Source organism: Raineyella sp. LH-20 (genome assembly GCF_033110965.1).
Classification (GTDB): Bacteria; Actinomycetota; Actinomycetes; order Propionibacteriales; family Propionibacteriaceae; genus Raineyella.
This window is the reverse complement of record NZ_CP137003.1, coordinates 2,280,888-2,302,466: the sequence shown is the minus strand read 5'-3', so window position 1 is coordinate 2,302,466 and position 21,579 is coordinate 2,280,888. Positions and strand designations below refer to the sequence as shown.

At 69.7% G+C, this 21,579-nt stretch carries 20 protein-coding genes and 1 pseudogene; 9 read left to right on the top strand and 12 right to left on the bottom strand.

Features of this window, described 5'->3' with window-relative positions:
• Position 1: 1 nt before the first annotated feature.
• The gene (locus tag R0146_RS10095; RefSeq protein WP_317689259.1) at positions 2–838 is read right to left on the bottom strand and encodes a hypothetical protein; all 837 of its coding nucleotides are present in this window, start codon (positions 836–838) and stop codon (positions 2–4) included.
• 112 nt (positions 839–950) lie between these two features.
• Here R0146_RS10095 and R0146_RS10090 point away from each other — a divergent pair, with 112 nt between their 5' ends.
• A complete protein-coding gene (locus R0146_RS10090) occupies positions 951–2,951 on the top strand; it encodes a DEDD exonuclease domain-containing protein (RefSeq protein ID WP_317689257.1) in 2,001 nt (666 codons plus the stop codon).
• A gap of 5 nt (positions 2,952–2,956) precedes the next feature.
• A complete protein-coding gene (locus R0146_RS10085) occupies positions 2,957–3,232 on the top strand; it encodes an Lrp/AsnC family transcriptional regulator (protein WP_317689255.1) in 276 nt (91 codons plus the stop codon).
• A 133-nt stretch (positions 3,233–3,365) separates the two neighbouring features.
• On the opposite strand, the gene R0146_RS10080 is transcribed toward R0146_RS10085, so the two are convergent.
• Both R0146_RS10080 and R0146_RS10075 read right to left on the bottom strand, forming a co-directional pair.
• Complete coding sequence (locus R0146_RS10080; RefSeq protein WP_317689253.1) at positions 3,366–4,250, bottom strand: rhomboid family intramembrane serine protease; 885 nt, start codon at positions 4,248–4,250, stop codon at positions 3,366–3,368.
• A 19-nt stretch (positions 4,251–4,269) separates the two neighbouring features.
• Entirely contained in the window at positions 4,270–4,791 is a 522-nt protein-coding gene (locus tag R0146_RS10075; RefSeq protein WP_317689251.1) for a peptidylprolyl isomerase, read from the bottom strand.
• Positions 4,792–5,097: 306 nt separating this feature from the next.
• On the opposite strand from R0146_RS10075, the gene R0146_RS10070 reads away from it, so the two are divergent.
• Positions 5,098–6,225, top strand: coding sequence for a sunset domain-containing protein (locus tag R0146_RS10070; RefSeq protein ID WP_317689249.1), 1,128 nt, complete (start codon positions 5,098–5,100; stop codon positions 6,223–6,225).
• 136 nt (positions 6,226–6,361) lie between these two features.
• The gene (locus R0146_RS10065; protein WP_317689246.1) at positions 6,362–7,246 is read left to right on the top strand and encodes a prepilin peptidase; all 885 of its coding nucleotides are present in this window, start codon (positions 6,362–6,364) and stop codon (positions 7,244–7,246) included.
• Positions 7,247–7,320: 74 nt separating this feature from the next.
• On the opposite strand, the gene trpD is transcribed toward R0146_RS10065, so the two are convergent.
• On the bottom strand, positions 7,321–8,379 hold the full coding sequence (gene trpD, locus R0146_RS10060; protein WP_317689244.1) for an anthranilate phosphoribosyltransferase: 1,059 nt from the start codon (positions 8,377–8,379) through the stop codon (positions 7,321–7,323).
• An 89-nt stretch (positions 8,380–8,468) separates the two neighbouring features.
• Positions 8,469–8,894, bottom strand: coding sequence for a response regulator (locus R0146_RS10055; protein WP_317689242.1), 426 nt, complete (start codon positions 8,892–8,894; stop codon positions 8,469–8,471).
• 391 nt (positions 8,895–9,285) lie between these two features.
• Between R0146_RS10055 and R0146_RS10050 the strand changes: the two genes are divergently transcribed.
• The 5 genes from R0146_RS10050 (at position 9,286) to R0146_RS10030 (ending at position 15,131) form a co-directional block, all read left to right on the top strand.
• Positions 9,286–9,864 carry an aa3-type cytochrome oxidase subunit III gene (locus tag R0146_RS10050; RefSeq protein WP_317692373.1) on the top strand — a complete coding sequence of 193 codons (579 nt, stop codon included), beginning with the start codon at positions 9,286–9,288 and terminating at the stop codon, positions 9,862–9,864.
• Between the two features lie 40 nt (positions 9,865–9,904).
• The gene (locus R0146_RS10045) at positions 9,905–10,714 is read left to right on the top strand and encodes a cytochrome bc1 complex diheme cytochrome c subunit (protein ID WP_317689239.1); all 810 of its coding nucleotides are present in this window, start codon (positions 9,905–9,907) and stop codon (positions 10,712–10,714) included.
• Positions 10,711–11,781, top strand: coding sequence for a cytochrome bc1 complex Rieske iron-sulfur subunit (locus R0146_RS10040; protein ID WP_317689237.1), 1,071 nt, complete (start codon positions 10,711–10,713; stop codon positions 11,779–11,781). The genes R0146_RS10045 and R0146_RS10040 overlap by 4 nt, the downstream gene beginning before the upstream one ends.
• Positions 11,781–13,553, top strand: coding sequence for a cytochrome bc1 complex cytochrome b subunit (locus tag R0146_RS10035; RefSeq protein WP_317689235.1), 1,773 nt, complete (start codon positions 11,781–11,783; stop codon positions 13,551–13,553). The genes R0146_RS10040 and R0146_RS10035 overlap by 1 nt, the downstream gene beginning before the upstream one ends.
• A 105-nt stretch (positions 13,554–13,658) precedes the next feature.
• Positions 13,659–15,131, top strand: a complete 1,473-nt coding sequence (locus R0146_RS10030) for a GuaB1 family IMP dehydrogenase-related protein (protein WP_317689233.1) — start codon at positions 13,659–13,661, stop codon at positions 15,129–15,131.
• 90 nt (positions 15,132–15,221) lie between these two features.
• Here R0146_RS10030 and R0146_RS10025 read toward each other — a convergent pair whose 3' ends face one another.
• The 7 genes and pseudogenes from R0146_RS10025 to R0146_RS09995 form a co-directional block, all read right to left on the bottom strand.
• Complete coding sequence (locus R0146_RS10025) at positions 15,222–15,635, bottom strand: cytochrome c oxidase subunit 4 (protein ID WP_317689231.1); 414 nt, start codon at positions 15,633–15,635, stop codon at positions 15,222–15,224.
• Positions 15,632–17,344 carry an aa3-type cytochrome oxidase subunit I gene (ctaD, locus tag R0146_RS10020; protein WP_317692372.1) on the bottom strand — a complete coding sequence of 571 codons (1,713 nt, stop codon included), beginning with the start codon at positions 17,342–17,344 and terminating at the stop codon, positions 15,632–15,634. The genes R0146_RS10025 and ctaD overlap by 4 nt, the downstream gene beginning before the upstream one ends.
• Positions 17,341–18,129, bottom strand: coding sequence for an aa3-type cytochrome oxidase subunit II (gene coxB / locus R0146_RS10015; protein ID WP_317692371.1), 789 nt, complete (start codon positions 18,127–18,129; stop codon positions 17,341–17,343). The genes ctaD and coxB overlap by 4 nt, the downstream gene beginning before the upstream one ends.
• Positions 18,130–18,466: 337 nt before the next feature.
• The gene (locus R0146_RS10010) at positions 18,467–18,820 is read right to left on the bottom strand and encodes a HesB/IscA family protein (protein WP_317689229.1); all 354 of its coding nucleotides are present in this window, start codon (positions 18,818–18,820) and stop codon (positions 18,467–18,469) included.
• Positions 18,821–18,950: 130 nt separating this feature from the next.
• Positions 18,951–20,135 carry a glycerate kinase gene (locus R0146_RS10005; protein ID WP_317689227.1) on the bottom strand — a complete coding sequence of 395 codons (1,185 nt, stop codon included), beginning with the start codon at positions 20,133–20,135 and terminating at the stop codon, positions 18,951–18,953.
• A gap of 7 nt (positions 20,136–20,142) precedes the next feature.
• Positions 20,143–20,427: a PspA-associated protein PspAA gene (gene pspAA / locus R0146_RS10000; RefSeq protein WP_317689226.1), complete on the bottom strand. Its 285-nt coding sequence runs from the start codon at positions 20,425–20,427 to the stop codon at positions 20,143–20,145.
• Positions 20,428–20,672: 245 nt separating this feature from the next.
• Positions 20,673–21,419 (bottom strand): annotated as a pseudogene (locus R0146_RS09995) (PspA/IM30 family protein); the annotation flags it as partial.
• Between the last annotated feature and the right edge of the window lie 160 nt (positions 21,420–21,579).

Here is a 21,579-nt window from a genome sequence, read left to right as displayed (position 1 = left end):
CTCACCCTCGCATCGCGGGGCCGTCCGGGCGGGTGAGCTCCGCCCCGGCGGCGGCGAGCGATCCGGCGCCCGCCTCCGATGCCGCGTACCAGCGTGCCACGCCGTCCCACCCGATGCGCGCGGCGAGGTCGGTGACGATCTGTCCGGCGACACCGTAGTCGTCGGTGGTGCGCGGCGGCCACCGGTCGGACGGCCAGTCACCGGCGGCCGACGGCGGCCGGACCGGTCCGGCCTGCGGGCCGAGGGCCCGGTGGGTCAAGGCGACCGCATAGCCCTCCTCGACCCACAGCGGCCCGGTGAGTTCCGGCGCCCGGGTGCGGGCGTGGACGAGTTCGTGGGTCAGCACCTGCGTCGGCAGATCGCCACCGGCCCGGGCGATGTCGGGATTCACCACGATCCAGGTCCGTCCCCGCTGGTCGGCCGGCGCGAACCCGCGCGCGACGAGATCGTCGTCGACCATCAGCGTGGTCGCGGCCGGTCGCGCGGTCATCGCCACCCCGAGCAGCGCCGCCTGAACGACCGACGTCGGCGCCACCACCGTGACGTCCCCGACCGGCGGCCGGGCCGGCAGCAACGGGTCGAGCGCCTCCTCGGCGCGGGTCATCGCGGCGGCCCACACCGCGCAGTCGGCGCCGGCGGCGCAGGCGACCGTGGTCCCGTCGGGGAGTCGCCGCGTCGTCATCGGACGGGGATCGGTCCGGGCGAGGAAGGGCGCCACGGTCCGATCGCGCCCAGGGATCACCGGAGCAGGCGCGAGGGTGATCGACACCGCGCCGAGGGCCAGCGCCCCGACGACGAGCGCCCATCTCCCCCGGTCCCGCGCGGATCCTGCGTGCACCCGTCCTCCTCGCCGTACGGTCGCGTCGGCCCCCAGGATAGGTGTCCGGCCAGCGAGATCGCCCGCCGAGCCGTACGGCCCGATGTCAGAGGCCCCGCCTAGCCTGCTGTCCGTGATCACCCAGCTCCCCCTCGACGGTCCTCCCCGGATCACCGACGACCTGCAGCCGTCGTTCGGTGACCTGGGCGAGCCGTTGGCGGCGGTCGACTTCTGCGTGGTCGACCTGGAGACGACGGGCACCGGCCGCGACGCGGCGATCACCGAGATCGGCGCCTCCCACGTGCGGGCGGGCGAGGTCGTCGGGGAGTTCCAGACACTGGTCGACCCCGAGTGCCCGGTCCCGGCGGAGATCAGTGCGCTGACCGGCATCACGCCGCGGCTGCTGCGCGGCGCACCGACCCTGCCGATGGTGTTGCCGGCCTTCCTGGAGTTCAGCCGTGGCTGCGTGATGGTCGCGCACAACGCCCGCTTCGACATGGGCTTCCTGCGGCGCGGGTGCGACGCGCTGGGCTATCCCTGGCAGCCCCGCCAGGTGCTCGACACCCTGGCCCTGGCCCGCCAGATCATCCCCCGCACCGAGGTGCGCAACTACGCCTTGGGCACCCTGGCCGCCCATGTGCGGGCCGACACCACCCCGACCCACCGGGCCTTGGAGGACGTCCGGGCGACGGTCGACCTGCTGCACTACCTGATCGCCCGGGTCGGCAATCGCGGGGTCTCCACCCTGGAGGACCTGGTCGCCATGATGCGGCCGGTCTCCCCTGCCCGACGGCAACGCGCCCCGTGGGCCAAGGACCTGCCGCACGCGCCCGGCGTCTACTGGTTCTACCGCGGTGACCGGCGTACGCCCCGGACAACGGACCCGGCGACGGATCCGGCCGCGCCGGCGCTGGTGCCCGCCACCCCGCCGGACCGGTCCCTCGGGCCGGCCGCGTGTGAGCGGCCCGATGACGGACCGCGGGAGATCCTCTACGTGGGCACCAGCGTGGACATCCGCCGCCGGGTCCAGGGCTACTTCACCGCCTCGGAGCGGCGTGCCCGGATGGAGGACATGATCCGGCAGGCCGAGGGGGTCGACTGCGTCGAGTGTCGTACGCCGCTGGAGGCGAGGGTGCGCGAGGTGCGCCTGATCACCGCCCACCAACCGCGCTACAACCGCCGCTCCAAGCGAGCGGCCCATCCGGTCTGGATCGTGCTCACCGACGAGGCCTACCCGCGGCTCTCGGTCGTACGCGATCCCGGGGACAAGGTGCGGTTCGGCCCGTTCCCCGGCCGCGAGGCCGCCCAGCCGGTGGTCGAGGCGCTGCAGGAGGCGTTCCCGGTCCGCCGCTGCACCACCCGACTGAGCGTACGTCGCCCCACCGCCGCCTGTGCCCTCGCCGAGATGGGACGCTGCCCGGCCCCGTGCGACCACCGGATATCCCGGGAGGACTACGCGTTGGTGGTCGGGGACGTGGTCACCGCGATGGCCGGCGACGTGGCCGCCGTGGTGCGGGCCCACGCCGACCGGATCGGGCCGCTGAGCGACCAGCAACGCTACGAGGAGGCCGACGAGGTGCGCGCCCGTCTGCAGGACTACCTGGACACCAGCCGCCGACACCACCGGATCGCCTCGCTGGTCGACTGCCCACAGCTCGTCGCCGCCCGTCGGACCACCGACACCTTCGCGCCGGCAGGCGCGGCTGGACGCCCCGGATGGGAGATCCACGTGATCCGGCACGGGCGGCTGGCCGGCGCGGCTCGCACCCGCCCGGGCGAGTCCGCGGTCAGGGTGGCCGAAGAGGCCGTCCTGCTCGCCGAGTCCGTCCCGGCGGCCCGGCGCGGTGACGCGACGATCCCCGAGGAGACCGGGCTGATCGCGTCGTGGCTGGAGGAACCCGGCGTGCGCCTGATCGACATCCAGGGCGACTGGATGTGGCCGTTGCGGGCTACTGTCACCCCGGACGCCTTGCCGCAGGTGCTGGCCGGGCTGCGCGGAGACACGGTCCCGGTCCCGGCGGATCCCCGCGATGACGGACCGCCCCCCATACGCACCGGCGTCGTGGGCGACGCGCTGGAGGATGAGGGATCGACGCCCGTCCCCGCCGCGGCGGTCGGGCGCGCACTAGGATGACGGCCATGGTCACCGCAATCGTGTTCGTCAACGCCGAGACCGACCGCATCCCCGAGGTCGCCCAGGAGATCGCCGATCTCGATGGTGTGACCGAGGTCTACTCCGTCACCGGCACGATCGATCTGGTGGCGATGGTCCGGGTCCGCGAGCTGGACGATCTGTCGGCGGTGGTCTCCGACCGGCTGAACAAGGTCGGCGGCATCATCTCGACCGAGACGCACATCGCTTTCCGTGCCTTCTCCAAGCACGACCTCGAAGCGGCCTTCAGCCTCGGTAACTGATCCCCTCTGATCCCGCTGATCTGTCCCTGCCTGCCAGCTGGTTCCCGTCCTGCCCACGTCGGAGTGAGGGCCACCTCGGAGTGAGGGGCGGGGTGCCGCCGTATGCACCGACGCCCCGCCCCTGACGACGACGTCAACGGACGAAGAACGCCACCCCCGCCAGCACGAGGCAGACCCCGAGGATCACCAGCGCACCCGTCAGGTGCAGGTGGTCGGAGCGGGTCAGCGATCCACGTCGACGCCCGGAGCCGGGACCGGGAGCAGTGGACCACAGCCAGCCGCACGCGCCGCCGGCCAGGATCGCCCCCACGTCGGCGATCACCATCACCGGGGCACTGAAGACGCTGAACGCGATCAGGATGGCGAGCAGGATGAGGTCCGCCTTGGCATCCTCCCGGTCATGGAACTTGGCCCCTGCGTTCGCGGCCAGCAGCCCGATGATCGAGGTCGACGCGCCACCGAGGACCGCGCCCGTCGGCCCGGCGATCAGCATCAACGCCGCAGCGCCCAGACCAGCCAGGAAGTAGGTCGCCAGGAAGCGCCACCGACCCCACATCATCTCCATCGTCCGGCCGAACATCCACAGCACGAAGCCGTTGATCACCAGGGCCAGGATCCCGCCGGAGACGAGCACATGGGTCACCAGGCGCCACACCTCGCCGGCCAGCACGGCCTGGCCGAAGTAGGCGAGCAGACGCGAGACCCGACCCAACAGGATGCTGTCCAGCGCCTGGATGACGACGATCAGGCCGAGCAGCAGCATGGTGCCGCTCTGCGAGGCCAGCGTGGCGAACGTGCCCTGCCCGGCGGGATGGGTCCGCCGCGCCGTCGTACGGGTCGCCCGCTCCCGGGACCGGGCGCGAGCGACGCACTCCGGGCACTGGAACCCGACCGAGGCCGGGATCATGCACTCACCGCAGATCGGCCGTCCGCACCGCTGACAGGTGATGCCGGTCATCCGGTCGGGATGCCGGTAACAGGGGCGGAAGCCCGGGCCGTCGAGGCCCGGGCTCCCCATCGGCTGGGACACGGTCGGGTCAGCCCGCGACGATCTCGACGGACTCCATCACCACCGGCTCGACCGGACGGTCACCGCGGCCGGTCCGCACCGCCGCGATGGCATCGACGACCTTGCGGGACGCCTCGTCGGCGACCTCCCCGAAGATGGTGTGCTTGCGGTTCAACCACGGGGTCTGGTCCACAGTGATGAAGAACTGCGAGCCGTTGGTGTTGGGGCCGGCGTTGGCCATCGCCAGGAGGTAGGGCTTGTTGAAGGCCAGCTCGGGGTGGAACTCGTCGGCGAACTTGTAGCCGGGATCGCCGGTCCCGGTGCCGAGTGGGCAGCCACCCTGGATCATGAAGCCCGGGATGATGCGGTGGAAGCCGAGCCCGTCGTAGAACCGCCCGGTCACCCGCTCACCGGTCTTCGCGTCGACGTACTCCTTGGTCCCGTCGGCCAGACCCACGAAGTTGGCCACGGTCTTCGGCGCCATGTCGTCGAACAGGGTGATGGAGATGTCCCCATGGTTGGTGTGCAGGATTGCAGTGGAGTTGCCCACGAGCTGCCTTTCGTCGGGTCGGCGGGTGGCGACCCGACGACACGGTCATGTCCTGTCCATCTTGTCACGCCCCTCGCGGCGGGCAACGGCGACGGGAGCACCGCCGTGCCGCGATCGATGCGGGGGCCCGTCGCGTCCGCGAGGTCGGGGCACCGGATTGTGGCGTTTCCACGAAGAAGCCTCCCTGAATCTGTCGGATGTGGAATGGCGGTCGCTAGGCTGGAGCTACGCCGAGGGGCGCCGCCCGTCCCCGGGTCCGAGCGGCCCGGACGTGACAGGCGCTGACAGACGAATTCGGAGGTAAGAGTGAAGAGCAACACCCAGAAGGTCGTCGAGGCCGAGACGCCGAAGTCCCTCACCGAGGTCGGCGTCGACGCTGTCGACGCGGCCATCAAGGCGGCCGCCCCGTACATCGATCAGGCCCGTGAGATCGGGGCCGCGCGCGTCGCGGACGCCCAGACCAGGATCGCCCCGTTCACCGCGACGGCGCAGGCCCGCCTCGCCCCGCTGGCCGAACAGGCCCAGGAGATCATCACTGAGTACGCCCAGGAGGCCCAGGCCCGGCTGGCACCGGTCGCCCAGGAGGCCCAGGCGCGCTTCGCGCCGGTCGCCCGCGAGGCCAAGGCCCGTGGTGTTGCCGGTGCCCGCGGCACCCTCGACACGCTGGCTCCTCGCCTCGAGCAGGCCCTGCTCGCCGTCGGCCCGCTCGCCGAGGAGGCCGCCACCCGGATCAAGGAGGATGTCGTCCCTCGCGCCGAGAAGCTCCTCGACAAGGCGGCCGAGGCGGTCGCCGGTGAGACCGTCGCCTCGCAGGCCGTTGCTGTCGACCCGGCGCCGGCGCCCGCGAAGGGCCGGCGGAAGGCCCGCAAGGAGTCCAAGGCGGCTGCGAAGCTCGCCAAGGCACAGGCCAAGCTCGCCCTCGCCGAGGAGAAGCTCGCGGCGCGCGAAGGCCGCAAGGGCGGTGGCACCTGGAAGGTGCTGCTGGTGCTGGCCGGTCTGATCGGCATCGGGATCCTCGTCGCCAAGAAGCTCGGCTCCCCCAAGGAGGACGCCTGGCAGAACTACCAGCCGACCCCGCCGGCTCCGGCACGTCCGGAGGAGCCCGCCCCCGCCGAGGAGCCCGCCCCCGCCGAGGAGGTCGAGGTGTCGGACGAGATGGACGACGAGACCGCCGAGGCCGAGGCAGAGATGATCGGTGAGGGCGGTGGGATCACCGAGGCGGACCGCGCGGTGTCCACCGACACTGCGACGAGCTATGGCCCCGACTCGTTCGTCGGCACCAAGCCGCCGGCGGAGTACATCATCAAGGGCAACCCGCGCTCGATGAAGTACCACCTGCCCGGATCCGATTCCTACGAGCGCACCGTCACCGACGTGTGGTTCGCCACCGAGGAGGCTGCCTCGGCCGCCGGGTTCACCAAGGCCACCCGCTGACCCGCGGATCTGCGGTCATGAGGGGCGGAGGGACCACCATGGCCCCCCGCCCCTCGTCTGCCGTCCCCCACCGCCTCCGTCGGCCGTCCTCATCCGGGACGTCCCGACGGGCCGTACGTCCTCGGCCACCGCGCCCATGATCACGCCCCTGCTCGCGATCGCCCTGCTCGCGATCCCGCCGATCGTCGTCCCGGTCATCGGAGCGCTGGCGATCGGTGGCCTGGTCGCGCTGCTGACCGGCCCGGTGCTGCGCCGGCTGCCGGAGCCCGCTGCCGCAGCCGATCCGACTCCTGTGGGTCATCCCACCCCGCCGGGTGCCACCGTCCTCGCTGGTGGCGGTGTCCCCACGAGCGGACCCGTTCCCCGCACCGAGATCACCGAGATCACCGAGATCACCGAGATCACCGAGATCACCGAGATCACCGAGATCACCGACGATGCTCCCCCGCACTACCCCGATCTCGCCACCCCCGGTTTCGCCCTGACCTGTGGCGGCCTCACCGCCGCGGCGTCGCTCACAGCACTCACCCTGGCGCCCGCCGGGTGGTTGCCGCTGTGGTTGGTGTGGTCGTCCTTGTTCGCCCTGCTGGTCGCCGTCGACGCGCGGACCACCTGGCTGCCGCTCCGCCTGACCCGCGTCGTCTGGATCCTGACCGCCGTAGCCATCGCCGTCTCGGCCCTGACCGACCCCGGAGGGCCCACCGAGGCCGTCCGGTCCGCCGAGACCGCACGGGTGCTCCTCGGAGCCCTGGCGTCCGCCCTGTTCTATCTGGTGCTGTGGCGCCTCGGCCACGGCCTCGGCTTCGGTGACGTACGGATCAGCCCCTTGATCGGCGCCCTCGGCGCGTCGGTGTCGTGGACCGGCTGGTGGGTGGCACTACTCGCCGGCAGCCTCCTCGGGGCGCTGTGGGGCATCGCCCGCTCACTGACCGGTCGCCGCAGCCCCTTCCCGTACGGTCCCTGGATGTGGCTCGGCCCCGTCGCGTCCGTACTGCTCGACGCGACGGGACCGCTCGGCTGACGACCGGCAGCCGGCCGACGCCGCGCGCCGGCCGCCGGGCGGCTCAGACCTCGGCCGGGCCGCCGTCCGGGCGCTCAGTGCTCGGCGGCCAGCCGCCGGGTGGTCGCCACCCAGCTCTCCAGCCGGGCCAGCGCGCGGCCACTGTCGATAGCCTCCCGGGCACGATCGACGTACGCCCGGAACTGCTCGGTGACGTCCGCCTCGAGATCCGGGCCGTCGTACGCCAGGATCGTGGCTGCCGCGTTCAGCACGACGATGTCGCGGACGGCCCCGGGCTTCCCACCGAACGTCTCCCGGACGATCTCCGCGTTCACCGCGGGCTTGCCGCCCACCAGATCGGACTTCTGGGCGCGGGGGATCCCCAGATCCAGTGGATCGAGGTGGGTCGGCACGACCCTGCCGTCGCGAATCAGCCAGATCGTCGAGGACGTGGTGGTGGTGAGCTCGTCGAGCCCGTCGCCGCCGTAGAAGACCATGCCCTGGTTGCCCCGGGCGGCCAACACTCCGGCCAGCAGACCGGCCATCGTCTCGTTGGCGATCCCGATGGCCTGGGCCTGTGGGCGGGCCGGATTCGACAGCGGACCCAGGTAGTTGAAGATCGTGGCGATGCCCAGTTCCCGCCGGGACGTCGCGGCGTACTTCAGCGAGCCGTGGTAGAGCGGCGCGAAGAGGAAGACGATCCCCTCCTCGTCCATCACCTGCTGCTGCTTCTCCGGCGCGAGGTCCAGGACCAGGCCGAGCGCCTCCAGACAGTCCGCGGTGCCGCACAGCGACGACGCGGCCCGGTTGCCGTGCTTGACGACCTTGGCTCCCGCCGCAGCGGCGACGATGGCTGACATGGTCGAGATGTTCACCGTGTTGGCACGGTCGCCGCCCGACCCGACGACGTCCACCGCACGGGTCTCGACATGGACGGGGCGAGCGAACTGCAGCATGACGTCCGAGAGCGCAGTCACCTCCTCGACCGTTTCCCCCTTCGCCCGCAGGGCCACCGCGAACCCGGCGATCTGCACCGGGGTGGCGTTGCCCCCGAGGATCTCGCGCATCGCCCAGGCCGTCGCCTCGGATGTCAGGTCCTCGCCGTTGAGGAGGCCGGTCAGTACGTCCGGCCAGCTGTGACTCCTCGTGGTCATGTCACTCCTCCTCGGGTGATCGCGACCCGTCACCGGAGCGCGGGCCGCTGGGCCGGCGCCGGGGGCGACTCCCCCGGGCGCCGGATGGTTCAGACGCCGGTGGCCTGGAGTCGCCGACGCAGCAGGTCGGCGACGGTCGACGGGAACGCGACCGGGTCGATCGGGTACCGCTCGACGGCGTCCGCCAGCGACCATGCCGACAGCCATGCGTCGTCCTTGCGGATCACCAGCAGCAGGATCGGCGGGCAGTCCGCGATCTCCTCCTTGAACTGCTTGGAGATGCCCATCCCGCCCGCCGGCGCGGCCTCCCCGTCGAGGATCGCGAGATCGACACCTCCCTCGCGCATGGCGTGGTCGACCGCGGCGTGCGTGGCCGTCTCGACGATCACGACCTCGGGCAGATCGGCGGCCACCCGGCGCCCCAGCGCCAGCTTCAGGCTCTCACGGACCTGACGGTCATCGGAGTACAGCAGGACCGTCACCGTCTTGTCTGCGGCGGACGCGTCTGCGCTCATCTGCCCTCCTCGGGACTCGGCTCCAGCAAACAGATGCATCGTAGCGTCAGCCCCGCGACCGCCCTGCTCCGACCGCCGCCCGACCTGTCGCCGACGCCTCCGTGCCATCTGACGGCAAATATCACGCCGCGCCAGAAGTGACGGCGAACACATTGTGCTCGCCGTCACCACAGAGATCGTCCTACATCACACCGGTTCCTGTAACGATCACCCAACCAAACTGCCCCGTCACTCCGGAGGAGGAGCGCCGGAGAGTGATTCCGGCCATAATGCACACGTGGCTTCTTCATCTGACTTGCTGGGCACCGGGCGGGCCATTCCCACCGGAGCCCTCCATTCCGTCCCGAACACCCGACTCCGCGGTCTGCCGGGCCGCCCCGATCCGCTCGCCGTGGGCATGTGGATCTGGCTGGCGTCCGAGCTCATGTTCTTCGCCGCGATCTTCGCGGCGTACTTCAACATGCGCAACATCCACGCGGCGGCCGGTACGGGTGGTTGGACCCCGGCCGAGTGGCTCGACATCCCGAAGGCGACGACGGTGACCATCGTGCTGGTGGCCTCGTCGATCACCTGCCAGCTGGGTGTCCACGCCGCCGAGCACGGGCGCGTGAAGCGCACCGGGTCGCTGGTGAACATCGCCGGCTGGGGCATGCGGGAGTGGTACACCCTCACCTTCGTGATGGGTGCCTTCTTCATCTCCGGTCAGATCATGGAGTACGCGACCCTCTTCTCCGAGGGCCTCACCCCGCAGTCGTTCGCGTACGGCTCGGTCTTCTTCTTCGGCACGGGGTTCCACGGCCTCCACGTGCTCGGTGGCCTCGTCGGCTTCCTGTTCATCACGGCCCGCACCTACCTCGCGCGGACCTTCACGCACGAGCAGGCGGTCAGCGCGATCGCCCTCTCGTACTACTGGCACTTCGTCGATGTGGTGTGGATCATCCTGTTCTCGGTGATCTACTTCCTGCACTGACGAGCGTCACGGACCACACCCCACAGAGAGGCACATTGCTGTGAAGTATCTGTCCACGCGGAGGCGACACCCGGCTGCCAAGCCACTCATCCTGGTGCTCGCCCTGTTCCTGGTCGGAGCCGTGTACGCGCTCGTCATGCCGGGCACCCGGGTCTCCGCCGCCCCCGGCCTGTCCCAGCAGGCCGAGGAGGGCAAGGCCCTCTTCCAGGTCTCCTGCTCCTCCTGCCACGGCATGAACGGTGAGGGCACCACCCAGGGCCCGTCCCTGGTCGGTGTCGGCGCCGCCTCCGTCGATTTCCAGATGGGCACCGGCCGGATGCCGATGGCCCGTCCGGGCCAGCAGGCGCCACGCAAGAAGACTGAGTTCTCGCAGGCTGAGATCTCCGCGATCTCGACGTACGTCGCGACGCTGGGCCCCGGCCCCGCGATCCCGGAGGCCACGGTCATCGACCCGACGAACCTGACCGACGAGCAGATCGCCCGCGGCGGCGAGCTGTTCCGCACCAACTGCTCGGCCTGCCACAACATCACCGGCAAGGGCGGCGCGCTGCCGAACGGCAAGTTCGCCCCCACCCTGGCCAACGTCAACTCGGTGCACATCTATGAAGCCATGCGCATCGGCCCGCAGCAGATGCCGGTCTTCTCCAAGAACGTCATCTCCGACCAGGACGCCCAGGAGATCATCGGTTACCTGAAGAGCGTGAACGGAGGCGCCGGCAGCAGTGGTGGCGGCCTGTCCCTCGGCAGCATGGGCCCGGTGACCGAGGGCCTGTGGGCCTGGGTCGCGGGCATCGGCGGCCTGATCGTGCTCGCCGTCTGGGTCACCTCGAAGGGAGCACGCTCCAAGTGAACGACAACACGACCAACCAGCTCCAGCAGCGACCGGTGGACGATCCGGGCCTGGGGGTCGAGGCCCCCAGCTGGGTCTCGACCAATCCGCACGCGGCGAAGCACGCCGAGGGCCGCGTCGTCGTGGCGTTCGCGGTGTCGGCGCTGTCCGCCCTGGCCTCCGTCGTGGCGTACTTCGCCATCCCGCTCGACGTCCAGATCAAGATCGGCTCGTTCCACAGCAGCCTCCACAACGTGGTCTTCGGCACCACGATGGGCCTGGCGATCTTCCTGATCGGTGTCGGTGCCGTCACCTGGGGTCGCAACCTGATGGACGACGACGAGGTCGCCCAGGAGCGCCACGCCCCGCCCTCGTCCGAGGAGGCCCGCACCGACGCCCTGGTGACGCTGAGTGAAGGCATCCGCGCCTCGGGCGTCGCCCGGCGCAAGGTCATCCTCGCCAGCCTCGGCGGCGCGCTGGGCCTGTTCGCCCTGCCGCTCGTGGTCACCCTCGCCGACATGGGTCCGTGGCCGACCGGCCGCAAGCGTGCCCAGACGATCGAGCGGACCATCTTCGCCGAGGCGACCCCGCAGAAGCCGATCCGGCTTGTCAACGACATCACCTGGAAGCCGATCAAGGCGGCCGACGTCGAGATCGGCCAGCTGATCAACGCCCAGCCAGAGAACCTGCAGGACTACCACGAGGTGGAGTACCAGCAGGAGAAGGCCAAGTCGTCGATCATCCTGGTCCGGATGGACCCGGCCTCGATCAACATCCCGGCCTCCCGCAAGGACTGGCAGGTGTCCGGCATCCTCTGCTACTCCAAGATCTGCACCCATGTCGGCTGCCCGATCACGCTGTGGGAGCAGCAGACGCACCACCTGCTGTGCCCCTGCCACCAGTCGACCTTCGACCTCGGCAACTCCGGCCGGGTGGTGTTCGGGCCGGCGGCCCGTTCGCTCCCCCAGCTCAAGATCGGTGTCGACACCGAGGGCTACCTCATCGCGACACAGGACTTCACTGTTCCGGTGGGGCCGAGCTTCTTCGAACGCGATTCGCGCAACGATTTCCAGGAAGGTGACGCGTGATGGCCAAGCCCGCATCCGTCTCTGAACCCCGCAATCCGGGCGACGCGGCCACCACCACGCGCACCGCGTCGGCGAAGGACATCGACCTGCCCCCCGCCCTGGTCAACCAGGGCGGGACGGCCCGATGGCTGGACGACCGGTCGGGCATCGCCGGTATCGGGAAGGCCGTGCTGCGTTACGTCTTCCCGAACCATTGGTCCTTCCTGATCGGTGAGATCGCGCTGTGGAGCTTCGTGGTCCTGCTGATCACCGGTGTCTTCCTGACCCTGTGGTTCAAGCCCTCCATGGCTGAGGTCGAGTACAACGGCTCGTACCAGCTGATGAAGGGCATGATGATGTCCCAGGCGTTCGAGTCCACGATCCATATTTCGATGGACATCCGGGGTGGCCTGCTGCTCCGCCAGATGCACCACTGGGCCGCCCTGCTCTTCGTCGCCGCCGCCTTCGTCCACGCGGCCCGGGTCTTCTTCACCGGAGCCTTCCGCAAGCCTCGTGAGATCCAGTGGATCCTGGGCGTCGGGCTGCTCTTCCTGGCCACCATGGGCGGCTTCTCCGGCTACTCGCTGCCCGACGACCTGCTGTCCGGCACCGGCCTGCGGTTCGCCGACGGCCTGATGCGCTCCATCCCGCTGGTCGGCACCTGGGTCGAGTTCTTCGTCTTCAACGGCGAGTTCCCCGGCGACCTGATCGTCTCCCGGCTCTACATGGTGCACATCCTGCTGATCCCGGCGCTGATCCTCGCGCTGGTGGCCGCCCACGTCGGGCTGGTCTCCTACTACCACCACACCCAGTACCCGGGCCCCGGGCGAACCGAGAGCAACGTCGTCGGCGAGCCGGCCTTCCCGGTGTACATCGCCAAGGCCGGCGGGCTGTTCTTCCTCACCTGGGGCACCCTCGCCCTGTTCGGCGCCCTGATCACCATCAACCCGGTGTGGACCTACGGCCCGTACAACCCCGCGCAGGTCACCGCTGGTTCCCAGCCGGACTGGTACATGGGCTGGGTCGAGGGTGCGGTCCGGATCATGCCGGGCTGGGAGTCCCACTGGGGTCACACCACCTGGTCCTGGAACATCTTCATCCCCGGCGTGATCCTGCTCGGCGCCTTCTTCACCGTGATGGCCCTGTGGCCCTGGATCGAACAGTGGTTCACCGGTGACACCCAGCCGCACAACCTGCTGGAGCGCCCGCAGGACAATCCGACCCGGACCGCGTTCGGCGTCGCGATCATCACCTTCATGCTGCTGCTCCAGTTCGGTGGTGCGAACGACCTGATCGCCACGCACTTCAAGCTGTCGCTCAACGCGATCTCCTGGTTCCTACGGTTCGCGATCTTCGTCGTGCCGGTGATCGCCTTCTGGGTCACCAAGCGCATCTGCCTGGGCATGAAGAAGAGCGACCAGGAGCGACTGCTGCACGGCTCGGCGTCCGGCGACATGCGTCGCAACGCCGAGGGCGGCTACTACGAGGCGCACGTGCCGATCAGCCACGACGAGGCGTACGCCCTCACCTCCGTCGACCACGCTCCGGCGCTCGACCGCAGTGCGGACACCGACGCCCGGGGTGTGCAGCGCGACGGCAAGCAGGTCTCTGCAGCTCGCGCCCGCGCCTCGCAGTGGTGGTCCGGCAGCAACCTGCCGCACCCCACCCGCGACGAGCTGGAGGCCGCCCACGCCCACGGCGAGCACGAGGTGGAGGAGGCCCCGGCCCAGCCGGAGGTCGCCGCCGCACCCGCCGCACCCGAGCGTGAGCTCGAGGGCTCTGAGAAACACTGAGCGTCCGCAAGGCCTTCACAGGGGCCCCCGCCACACGGCGGGGGCCCCTGTGGTTCCTGCCGGTGCCGCGGCTCTCCCGTCGAAACACGTGGCGCCCTGGGGGCGATGGGCAAGAATGGGCCCGTGCGATTCCTCACCGAGCAGCCCACGTTCGACCTGACGTACAGCGACGTGTTCATGGCGCCCAGCCGCTCCAACGTCACCTCTCGCTTCGACGTCGACCTCACCAGCACCGACGGCATCGGCACTCCCCTGCCGATCGTCGTGGCCAACATGACGGCCATCGCCGGCCGACGGATGGCGGAGACGGTGGCCAGGCGTGGTGGCATCGCGATCCTTCCGCAGGACATCCCGACCGACCAGATCGACCGGTCGATCCGTCGCGTGAAACGTGCTCACACCGTCTTCGACACACCGATCCACGTCACCTCCGACACGACGGTCGGGCAGGCCATGGCGGTCATCCACAAGCGCGCGCACGGGGTGGCCGTGGTGATCGAGGACGGCCGGGCCGTCGGGCTGCTGGAGCCGCAGAACGCCTCCGACGTGGACCGCTTCGCCCAGGCACACGAGGTGATGCGGACCGACTTCCTCACCCTCCCGCCGGACACCGACCCCACCGCCGTGTTCGAAGCGCTGGAGGACCACCACCTCGATGTCGCCGTGATCACCGACGGTGACGTGCTGCTCGGCATCATGACCCGCAAGAGCGCCGTCCGGGCCACCATCTACCAGCCGGCCGTCGACGCGAAGGGCCGCCTGATGGTCGGCGCCGCCGTCGGGATCAGTGGAGACGTCGAGGGCCGTACGCGCGCCCTGCTGGCCTCGGAGGCCGACGTCCTCGTCGTCGACACCGCCCACGGACATCAGGACCGGATGCTGCAGGCGCTCGAAACGGTCCGTACGGTCCGCGACGAGGTGGTCGAGCGTACGGGTGTCCGGGTGCCGATCGTCGCCGGCAATGTCGTCACGACCTCCGGCGTCCTCGACCTGATCACCGCCGGCGCGGATGTGCTCAAGGTCGGCGTCGGGCCGGGCGCCATGTGCACGACGCGGATGCAGACCGGTGTCGGCCGCCCCCAGTTCAGTGCCGTGCTGGAATGCGCCGAGGCCGCCCGCGCCGAGGGCCGGGCCGTCTGGGCCGACGGCGGCGTACGCCACCCCCGTGACGTCGCCCTCGCCCTCGCCGCCGGCGCCGGCTCGGTGATGATCGGGTCCTGGTTCGCCGGGACGCACGAGTCGACCGGCGAGATGCAGGTGGATCCGGAGGGGCGGCTCTACAAGGAGAGCTTCGGCATGGCCTCGTCCCGAGCCGTCCGCAGCCGTACGCATGGGACGGGCGCCTTCGAGCGGGCCCGCGCCGGCCTGTTCGAGGAGGGCATCTCCAGCTCGCGGATGTACCTCGATCCGCGGCGTCCCGGCGTGGAGGATCTGCTGGACTTCATCACCTCGGGCGTACGCTCCAGCTGCACGTACGCCGGTGCCCGTAACCTGGCGCAATTCCACGAACGTGCCGTGGTCGGCGTCCAGTCCTCCTCCGGATACGAGGAGGGACGCCCACTGCTGCAGAGCTGGTGACCGGCACCGCCCTCGGCTCCGTAGACGACCGAAGGGGCCCGGACGGTCGATCCGTCCGGGCCCCTTCGTGAGGTCAGCAGCTGAGGTACGTCAGTGGGCGTAGTCCCCGCGGTAGAACTGCAGCGACCAGCCGGCGACCGCCCACACGCCGATCCCGGCACCGATGATGGTCAGCCAGTAGCCGAAGATCCAGCCGAGGAACATCAGCATCACGACCAGTGCGCACCAGAAGGGCCAGATGCTCGCGGGGGCGAAGAAGCCGATCGGTCCGGCGCCTTCGGCGATCGTGGCATCGATCCGGTCCTCCGGGCGGGCATCCATCCGGCGACCGGTGATCGCGATGAACCCGGCGATCATCGCGGTGAAGATGAAGGTCAGGATCAGCACGACGGTGCCGATGATCTCGACGTATCCCTCGGTCATCCAGGTGGACAGGGCATACACCGGGCTCATGATGGCCAGGTAGATCGCGATCCCCCAGAACACCCACTGTTCGGCCTTCACTTGGTGACCTCCTTGGTCGCGACGACGGGCTCATCGTCCAGGCTGTGGCCGTGGACCGTACGAGCGATCTCGGGGTAGTGCAGGTCGAAGGCCGGCGCCTCGGAGCGGATCTTCGGCAGCGACAGGAAGTTGAACGACGGCGGCGGGCAGGACGTGGCCCACTCGAGCGAACGGCCCCAGCCCCACGGGTCGTCGACCTGGACCCGCGGGTTGTTGCGGGAGATCCACAGGTTCCAGACGAAGGCCAGCAGCGAGATGCCGGTGATGAAGGCGCCCACGGTGGAGATCTGGTTCAGCGTGGTGAAGTGGTCGGTGACCAGGTAGTCCGCGTAGCGCCGCGGCATGCCCTCCATGCCCAGCCAGTGCTGCACCAAGAAAGTGGTGTGGAAGCCGACGAAGGTGAGCCAGAAGTGGATCTTGCCCCACGTCTCGTTCAGCATGCGTCCGAAGAACTTCGGCCACCAGAAGTAGAGACCGGCGAAGAAGGTGAAGACGACGGTGCCGAACAGCGTGTAGTGGAAGTGCGCCACCACGAAGTAGGAGTCGGACATCTGGAAGTCCAGCGGCGGGGAGGCCAGCATGATGCCGGTCAGACCACCGAAGAGGAACGTCGTGATGAAGCCGATCACCCACAGCATCGGGGTGTCGAGCGAGATCGAACCGCCCCACATGGTGCCCAGCCAGTTGAAGAACTTCACACCGGTCGGCACGCCGATCAGGTAGGTCATGAAGGAGAAGAACGGCAGGCTGACCGCACCGGTGACGAACATGTGGTGCGCCCACACGGTGAAGGACAGGCCACCGATGGCGATGGTCGCGATGACCAGGCCGACGTAGCCGAACAGCGGCTTGCGGCTGAACACCGGCACGATCTCGGAGGTGATGCCGAAGAACGGCAACGCCAGCACGTACACCTCGGGGTGACCGAAGAACCAGAACAGGTGCTGCCACAGCAGCGGGCCACCGTTCGCGGCATCCAGGAGCTGGGTCCCGAGCGTACGGTCGGCGAACAGCACCATCAGGCCGGCGGCCAGCACCGGGAAGGTGACCAGCACCAGGATGCCGGTGACGAAGACCGTCCAGGTGAAGATGGGCATCCGGAACATCGTCATGCCCGGCGCGCGCAGGGTGATGATCGTCGTGACGAAGTTGACCGAGCCCATGATCGACGACAGGCCCAGCAGGTAGAGGCCGGCCGTCCACAGGTCGCCGCCGGCGCCCGGGGTGTTGATCGAGTTCGACAGCGGGGCGTACGCGAACCAGCCGAAGCTCGCCGCACCCTCAGGAGTGAAGAAGCCGAGGCAGGCGGTGATCGAGCCGAAGACGTACAGCCAGAAGGAGAACGAGTTCAGCCGCGGGAAGGCGACGTCCGGAGCACCGATCTGCAGCGGCATCAGCGCGTTGGCGTAGCCTGCGAAGGCGGGCGTCGCGAACATCAGCAGCATGATCGTGCCGTGCATCGTGAAGAACTGGTTGTAGGTCTCGTAGTTGAGGTACTGCAGACCCGGGTTGGCCAGCTCGGCGCGCATGAACAGGGCCAGGACACCACCGACGGCGAAGAAGAACAACGCCACCATCAGGTACATGTGACCGAGCAGCTTGTGGTCGGTCGTGGTGAGCCACTCCATGATCCGCGCGCCGGCGGAGACGGCGGGCTTCTCACGGGTCTCAGACGTCGTGGCGACGCGTGCGAGAGTCGTCATCGTCAGTTGCCCTCCTTCTGGAGCTGGGGGTTGGCCTGCAGCGGACCGTAGAACGTACCGGTACGGCCCTCGGCCTGCAGCCCCTTGAGATACGCGTTGTACTGCTCGACCGGGACGATGTTGACGTTGAAGATCATCGCGGAGTGGTAGGTGCCGCACAGTTCGGCGCACTTACCGGCGTACGTCCCGACTTTGGTGGGGGTGACGTCGAATGTGTTCGACCGTCCCGGGATCACGTCCAGCTTGTAGTAGAAAGCCGGGATCCAGAAGGAGTGGATCACGTCGGGCGAGTAGAGGTGGAACCGCACCGGCTCGTTGACCGGCAGCACCAGGGTGGGCGGCGACTCGATGGTGCCGATGGCGTTGACGTTCGCGCCGACCGCCGGGTTCTTCTCCTCGACGTAGTTGAAGGCCCACGACCACTTGAAGCCGACCACGTCGATCTGGTGGACCTTGGTCGAGTCGGCCTTGGCCTGGACCAGGTTCTGCGTCTTCACCGTGTAGAAGAAGAGCGTACAGACGATGATGATCGGCACCAGGGTGTAGACGAACTCCAGCGGCAGGTTGTAGCGGACCTGGCGCGGCACCTCCTGCGGATCACGCCGCCGGAAGCGGATCAGGGCGTAGATGAGGATCGACAGCACGAGGGCGCCGACCATGAAAGCGGCGATCCAGGAGCCCACGTACATCTGCCCCATGGCCGGAGCACGATCGCTCGCAGCCTCGGGCAGACCCAAGTTCCGGCCCTGACCAGCTCCCTGCTGCGCGTCGCCGCACCCAGCCAGCAGCATCGCCAGCCCCGAGGCACCGAGGGCAGCCCACGTTCGTGGCCGCCGCCATCCCTTCAGACCCACGTCACACCCTTCCGATCACACCCAGGCGGCAGGGCACAACCCTGCTGCCACTTTCGGTCTGTCCCACAGTAACTGAGTACGGCATCGGCGGCTGGCGTCGATGCGGACTCGTCATCGTTCCCGCTCACCGTACCGCTTCGAAGTGACATGAATCACGGTCAATGTCGGGTAATAGCGCCGGACTGTGACTTGGACGACGCGGGGTCCCGCCCAAATGGGCGGGACCCCGCGTGTGGTACGTGCCAGGATCCGGCACGTGCCGGAATGGCGTGGATCAGTGGAAGCTGTCGCCGCAGGCGCAGGAGCTCTGCGCGTTCGGGTTGTCGATGGTGAACCCCTGCTGCTCGATGGTGTCCATGAAGTCGATGGTGGCGCCACCCAGATAGGGCGCGCTCATCCGGTCGGTCACCACGTTCACGCCGTCGTAGCTGGTGACGATGTCGCCCTCCAGCTCACGTTCGTCGAAGAACAGCTGGTAGCGCAGGCCGGAGCAACCGCCCGGCTGCACGGCGATCCGCAGGGCGAGATCGTCGCGCCCCTCGCTCGCCAGGAGGGACTTCACCTTGGCGGCGGCCTCGGTGGTCAGGATGACGCCCTGCTGGGCCAGGGTCTCGTTCTGCACGGTCATATCGCTTCTCCTCCGGCCGTCCGGTCGCGGTCGTGACGATCGGTGCTGGCCGTCATCGGTGGTGCTGCCGGTCCGTCTGGATCCGGGGTGTTGACGACATCTGGTTGACAGGGCAACCGCGGACTTCAGTCTAGGACGCGGTCCCGGGGGTTCCAACCCCCGGGGGCGTCGCGCCGGCCCAGGTGCGGGCGATCCGTCGGCCCATCTGCTCCAGGTCGGCCCTGTCGACGAGCACGCTGGCTCCGGGCACCCCGTCGTGGACGGCGTACGCGGCGTCGAGGCCGTGCGCCCTCATCTCACGGGCGGAGATGGTGACGTAGCCGGCCACCGCGACCACCGGCCGCATCGCCCGACCGGCCATCCCGACGACCGCCTCGACCGTCTCCCCGCCGCGATGGGCGAAGTCGTACGCCCCGCTGCCGGTGACGACGACATCGGCAGCGGCCAGGGTCTCCTCCAGCCCGGTCAGACCGGCGAGCCAGGCCGGGCCGGTGGTGACGGTGGCACCGAGGGCGGCCAGGGCGTACGCCACACCGCCACAGGCCCCCAGACCGGGGGCATCGGTCCGCCGAGGGGAGGCCAGTGCGGCCAGGCGCTGCAGCGTGGCGTCGGCCGCCAAGAGGTCCGCAGGGTCCCAGGGCAGTCCCTGTTCCCGCAGCACCACTCCGTGCAGGGAGGTGACCCCCTGGATGCCGAGCAGGACGCGATCGGCCTGGTCGGCCGGGACGACCGCGACGAGTTCCTCGATCCCGGCCAACGCCGCCCGGGGCGCGGTCAGGTCGAGCGTGGTGAGCCCGGTCAGGCCGGCGATGCCCCGGTCCAGCGGGACGTCCGCGGTCGCGCCGAGGGCGGCGAGCAATCCCGCGCCGCCGTCCCGTGCCCGCATGCCGCCGAGGTCGACGACGAGGCGACGTACGTCCTCATGCTCGGCGAGGGCCCGGGCGATCGCCTCGCCCCAGGCCCAAGAGCTGGCCTCCCTGCTGGGATCGACACCCGGCACCCGGGCAGCGGGGGCCGACTCGACGGCGACCAGGACCGCCTCCGGCCCGGCCACCTCGAGCAACAGGGTGGCGTCGGCAGCCGGCCGATCGGCCCCGGTCGCCCGGACCGCCGGCGCAACCGACACGGGACGCTGCACCAGTGCGGCGTACGCTTCCGCCAGGCCAGCACCGGATGCACCGAGCGGCACCACCACCAGGTCGTCGTCCGGCCGCCGGGACATCCAGCCGGCGGCCAACGACTCCCCGGCCTCGGCCGCCGACAGCGTGCCGATCCGGTCGGTGACGAATGCGACGCGCGTCGGGCGACCGCCCACGACAGGATCAGTCAGGGATCAGCCCTTCTTCGCTGTCGCTCAACCATGCGCGGACGTCGGCCAGGGTCGCTTCGGCGTCGGGCAGGATCAGGTCGGAGTCGGCCAATTCGTCGTCCGGCACCCGCTCCCCGCGGGTCCGGATGTCCTCGAGCAGGGCCTTCAGCACCGCGGTCAACGCGGCCTGGTCCTCACTGTTGAGGGCCCGCTCGACGTCGTCGTCGAAGGAGTTGAGCGCCGTCAGCGCCTGCTCGGAGAGTCGGAACTGGCCTTCGTTCAGGATGCGGACGATCACTGCTGCTCCTCTGGCCGCGGCGGATTCGGGGAGGCGGGAGTGGGCTGGCCGAACGGCTGGCCCTGGGCCGGCACCGTCGTGTCGGGCACCTGCTCCGCACGTACGGTCCACGACTGTTCGGGAGCCTGGGCCGGGGGCACCTGCTGGGCGGGGGACGCCTGCGGGGCCGGAGACGCCTGCGGGGTGGGCGGCGGCACCTGCTGGGCCTGCCCCGGAGGCAGCTGCTGCGGCTGACCGGCCCGGTAGCCCTGCCCCTGTCCGATCGCCTGCTGTGCCGGCGTGGACGGCCCGAGCGCGAGCTGCTGCTTCATCGCGGCCAGTTCGTTCTCCACCTGGGAGGTGGAGGCCAGCTGGTCGAGCTCGCGGGTGAGGTCGTCCTGGGCCGACCCGGTGACGTCGTCGAGGGCACCGGAGGCGAGCAGTTCGTCGACCGCGCCGGCCCGGGCCTGCAGCTGCAGGGTCTTGTCCTCGGCCCGCTGGATGGCCAGGCCGACGTCGCCCATCTCCTCACCGATCCCGGAGAAGGCCTCGCTGATCCGGGTCTGCGCCTCCGCCGCCGAATAGGTGGCCTTGATGGTCTCCTTCTTGGTGCGGAAGGCATCGACCTTGGCCTGCAGACGCTGGGAGGCGCGGACGAGCTTCTCCTCCTCCTCCTGCAACTGCGCATGCTGGGCCTGAAGATCGGTGAGCTGGGAGGCCAGACCGGACTTGCGGGTCAGCGCCTCGCGGGCCAGATCCTCCCGACCGATCTCGAGTGCCCGGCGGGCCTGCTGGTCGAGCTTGTCGACCTGCTGCCCGAGCTGGTTGGCCTGCAGTTCGATGCGCTTGCGGCTGGTCGCCACGTCGGCGACGCCCCGGCGGACCTTGCGGAGCAGCTCGAGCTGACGCTCATAGGAATAGTCGAGGGTCTCGCGAGGGTCTTCCATCCGATCCAGGGCCTTGTTCGCCTTGGTGTTGAAGATCGTCGAGATTCTCTGGAAGATGCCACTCATAGACGGTCCCTGGTCCTTCCGTTGGGCTCTCGGGTCGTACGTACGCCGTCCAGCCTAGGGGCTCGGGAGCCGACACACGAGCCCCCGGCCTCCGGTTCGGGGCCCAGGGGGTGAGGTCCCTGAGCCGGGCGACGCAGACACCTCTTCGGCACGGCTCCGT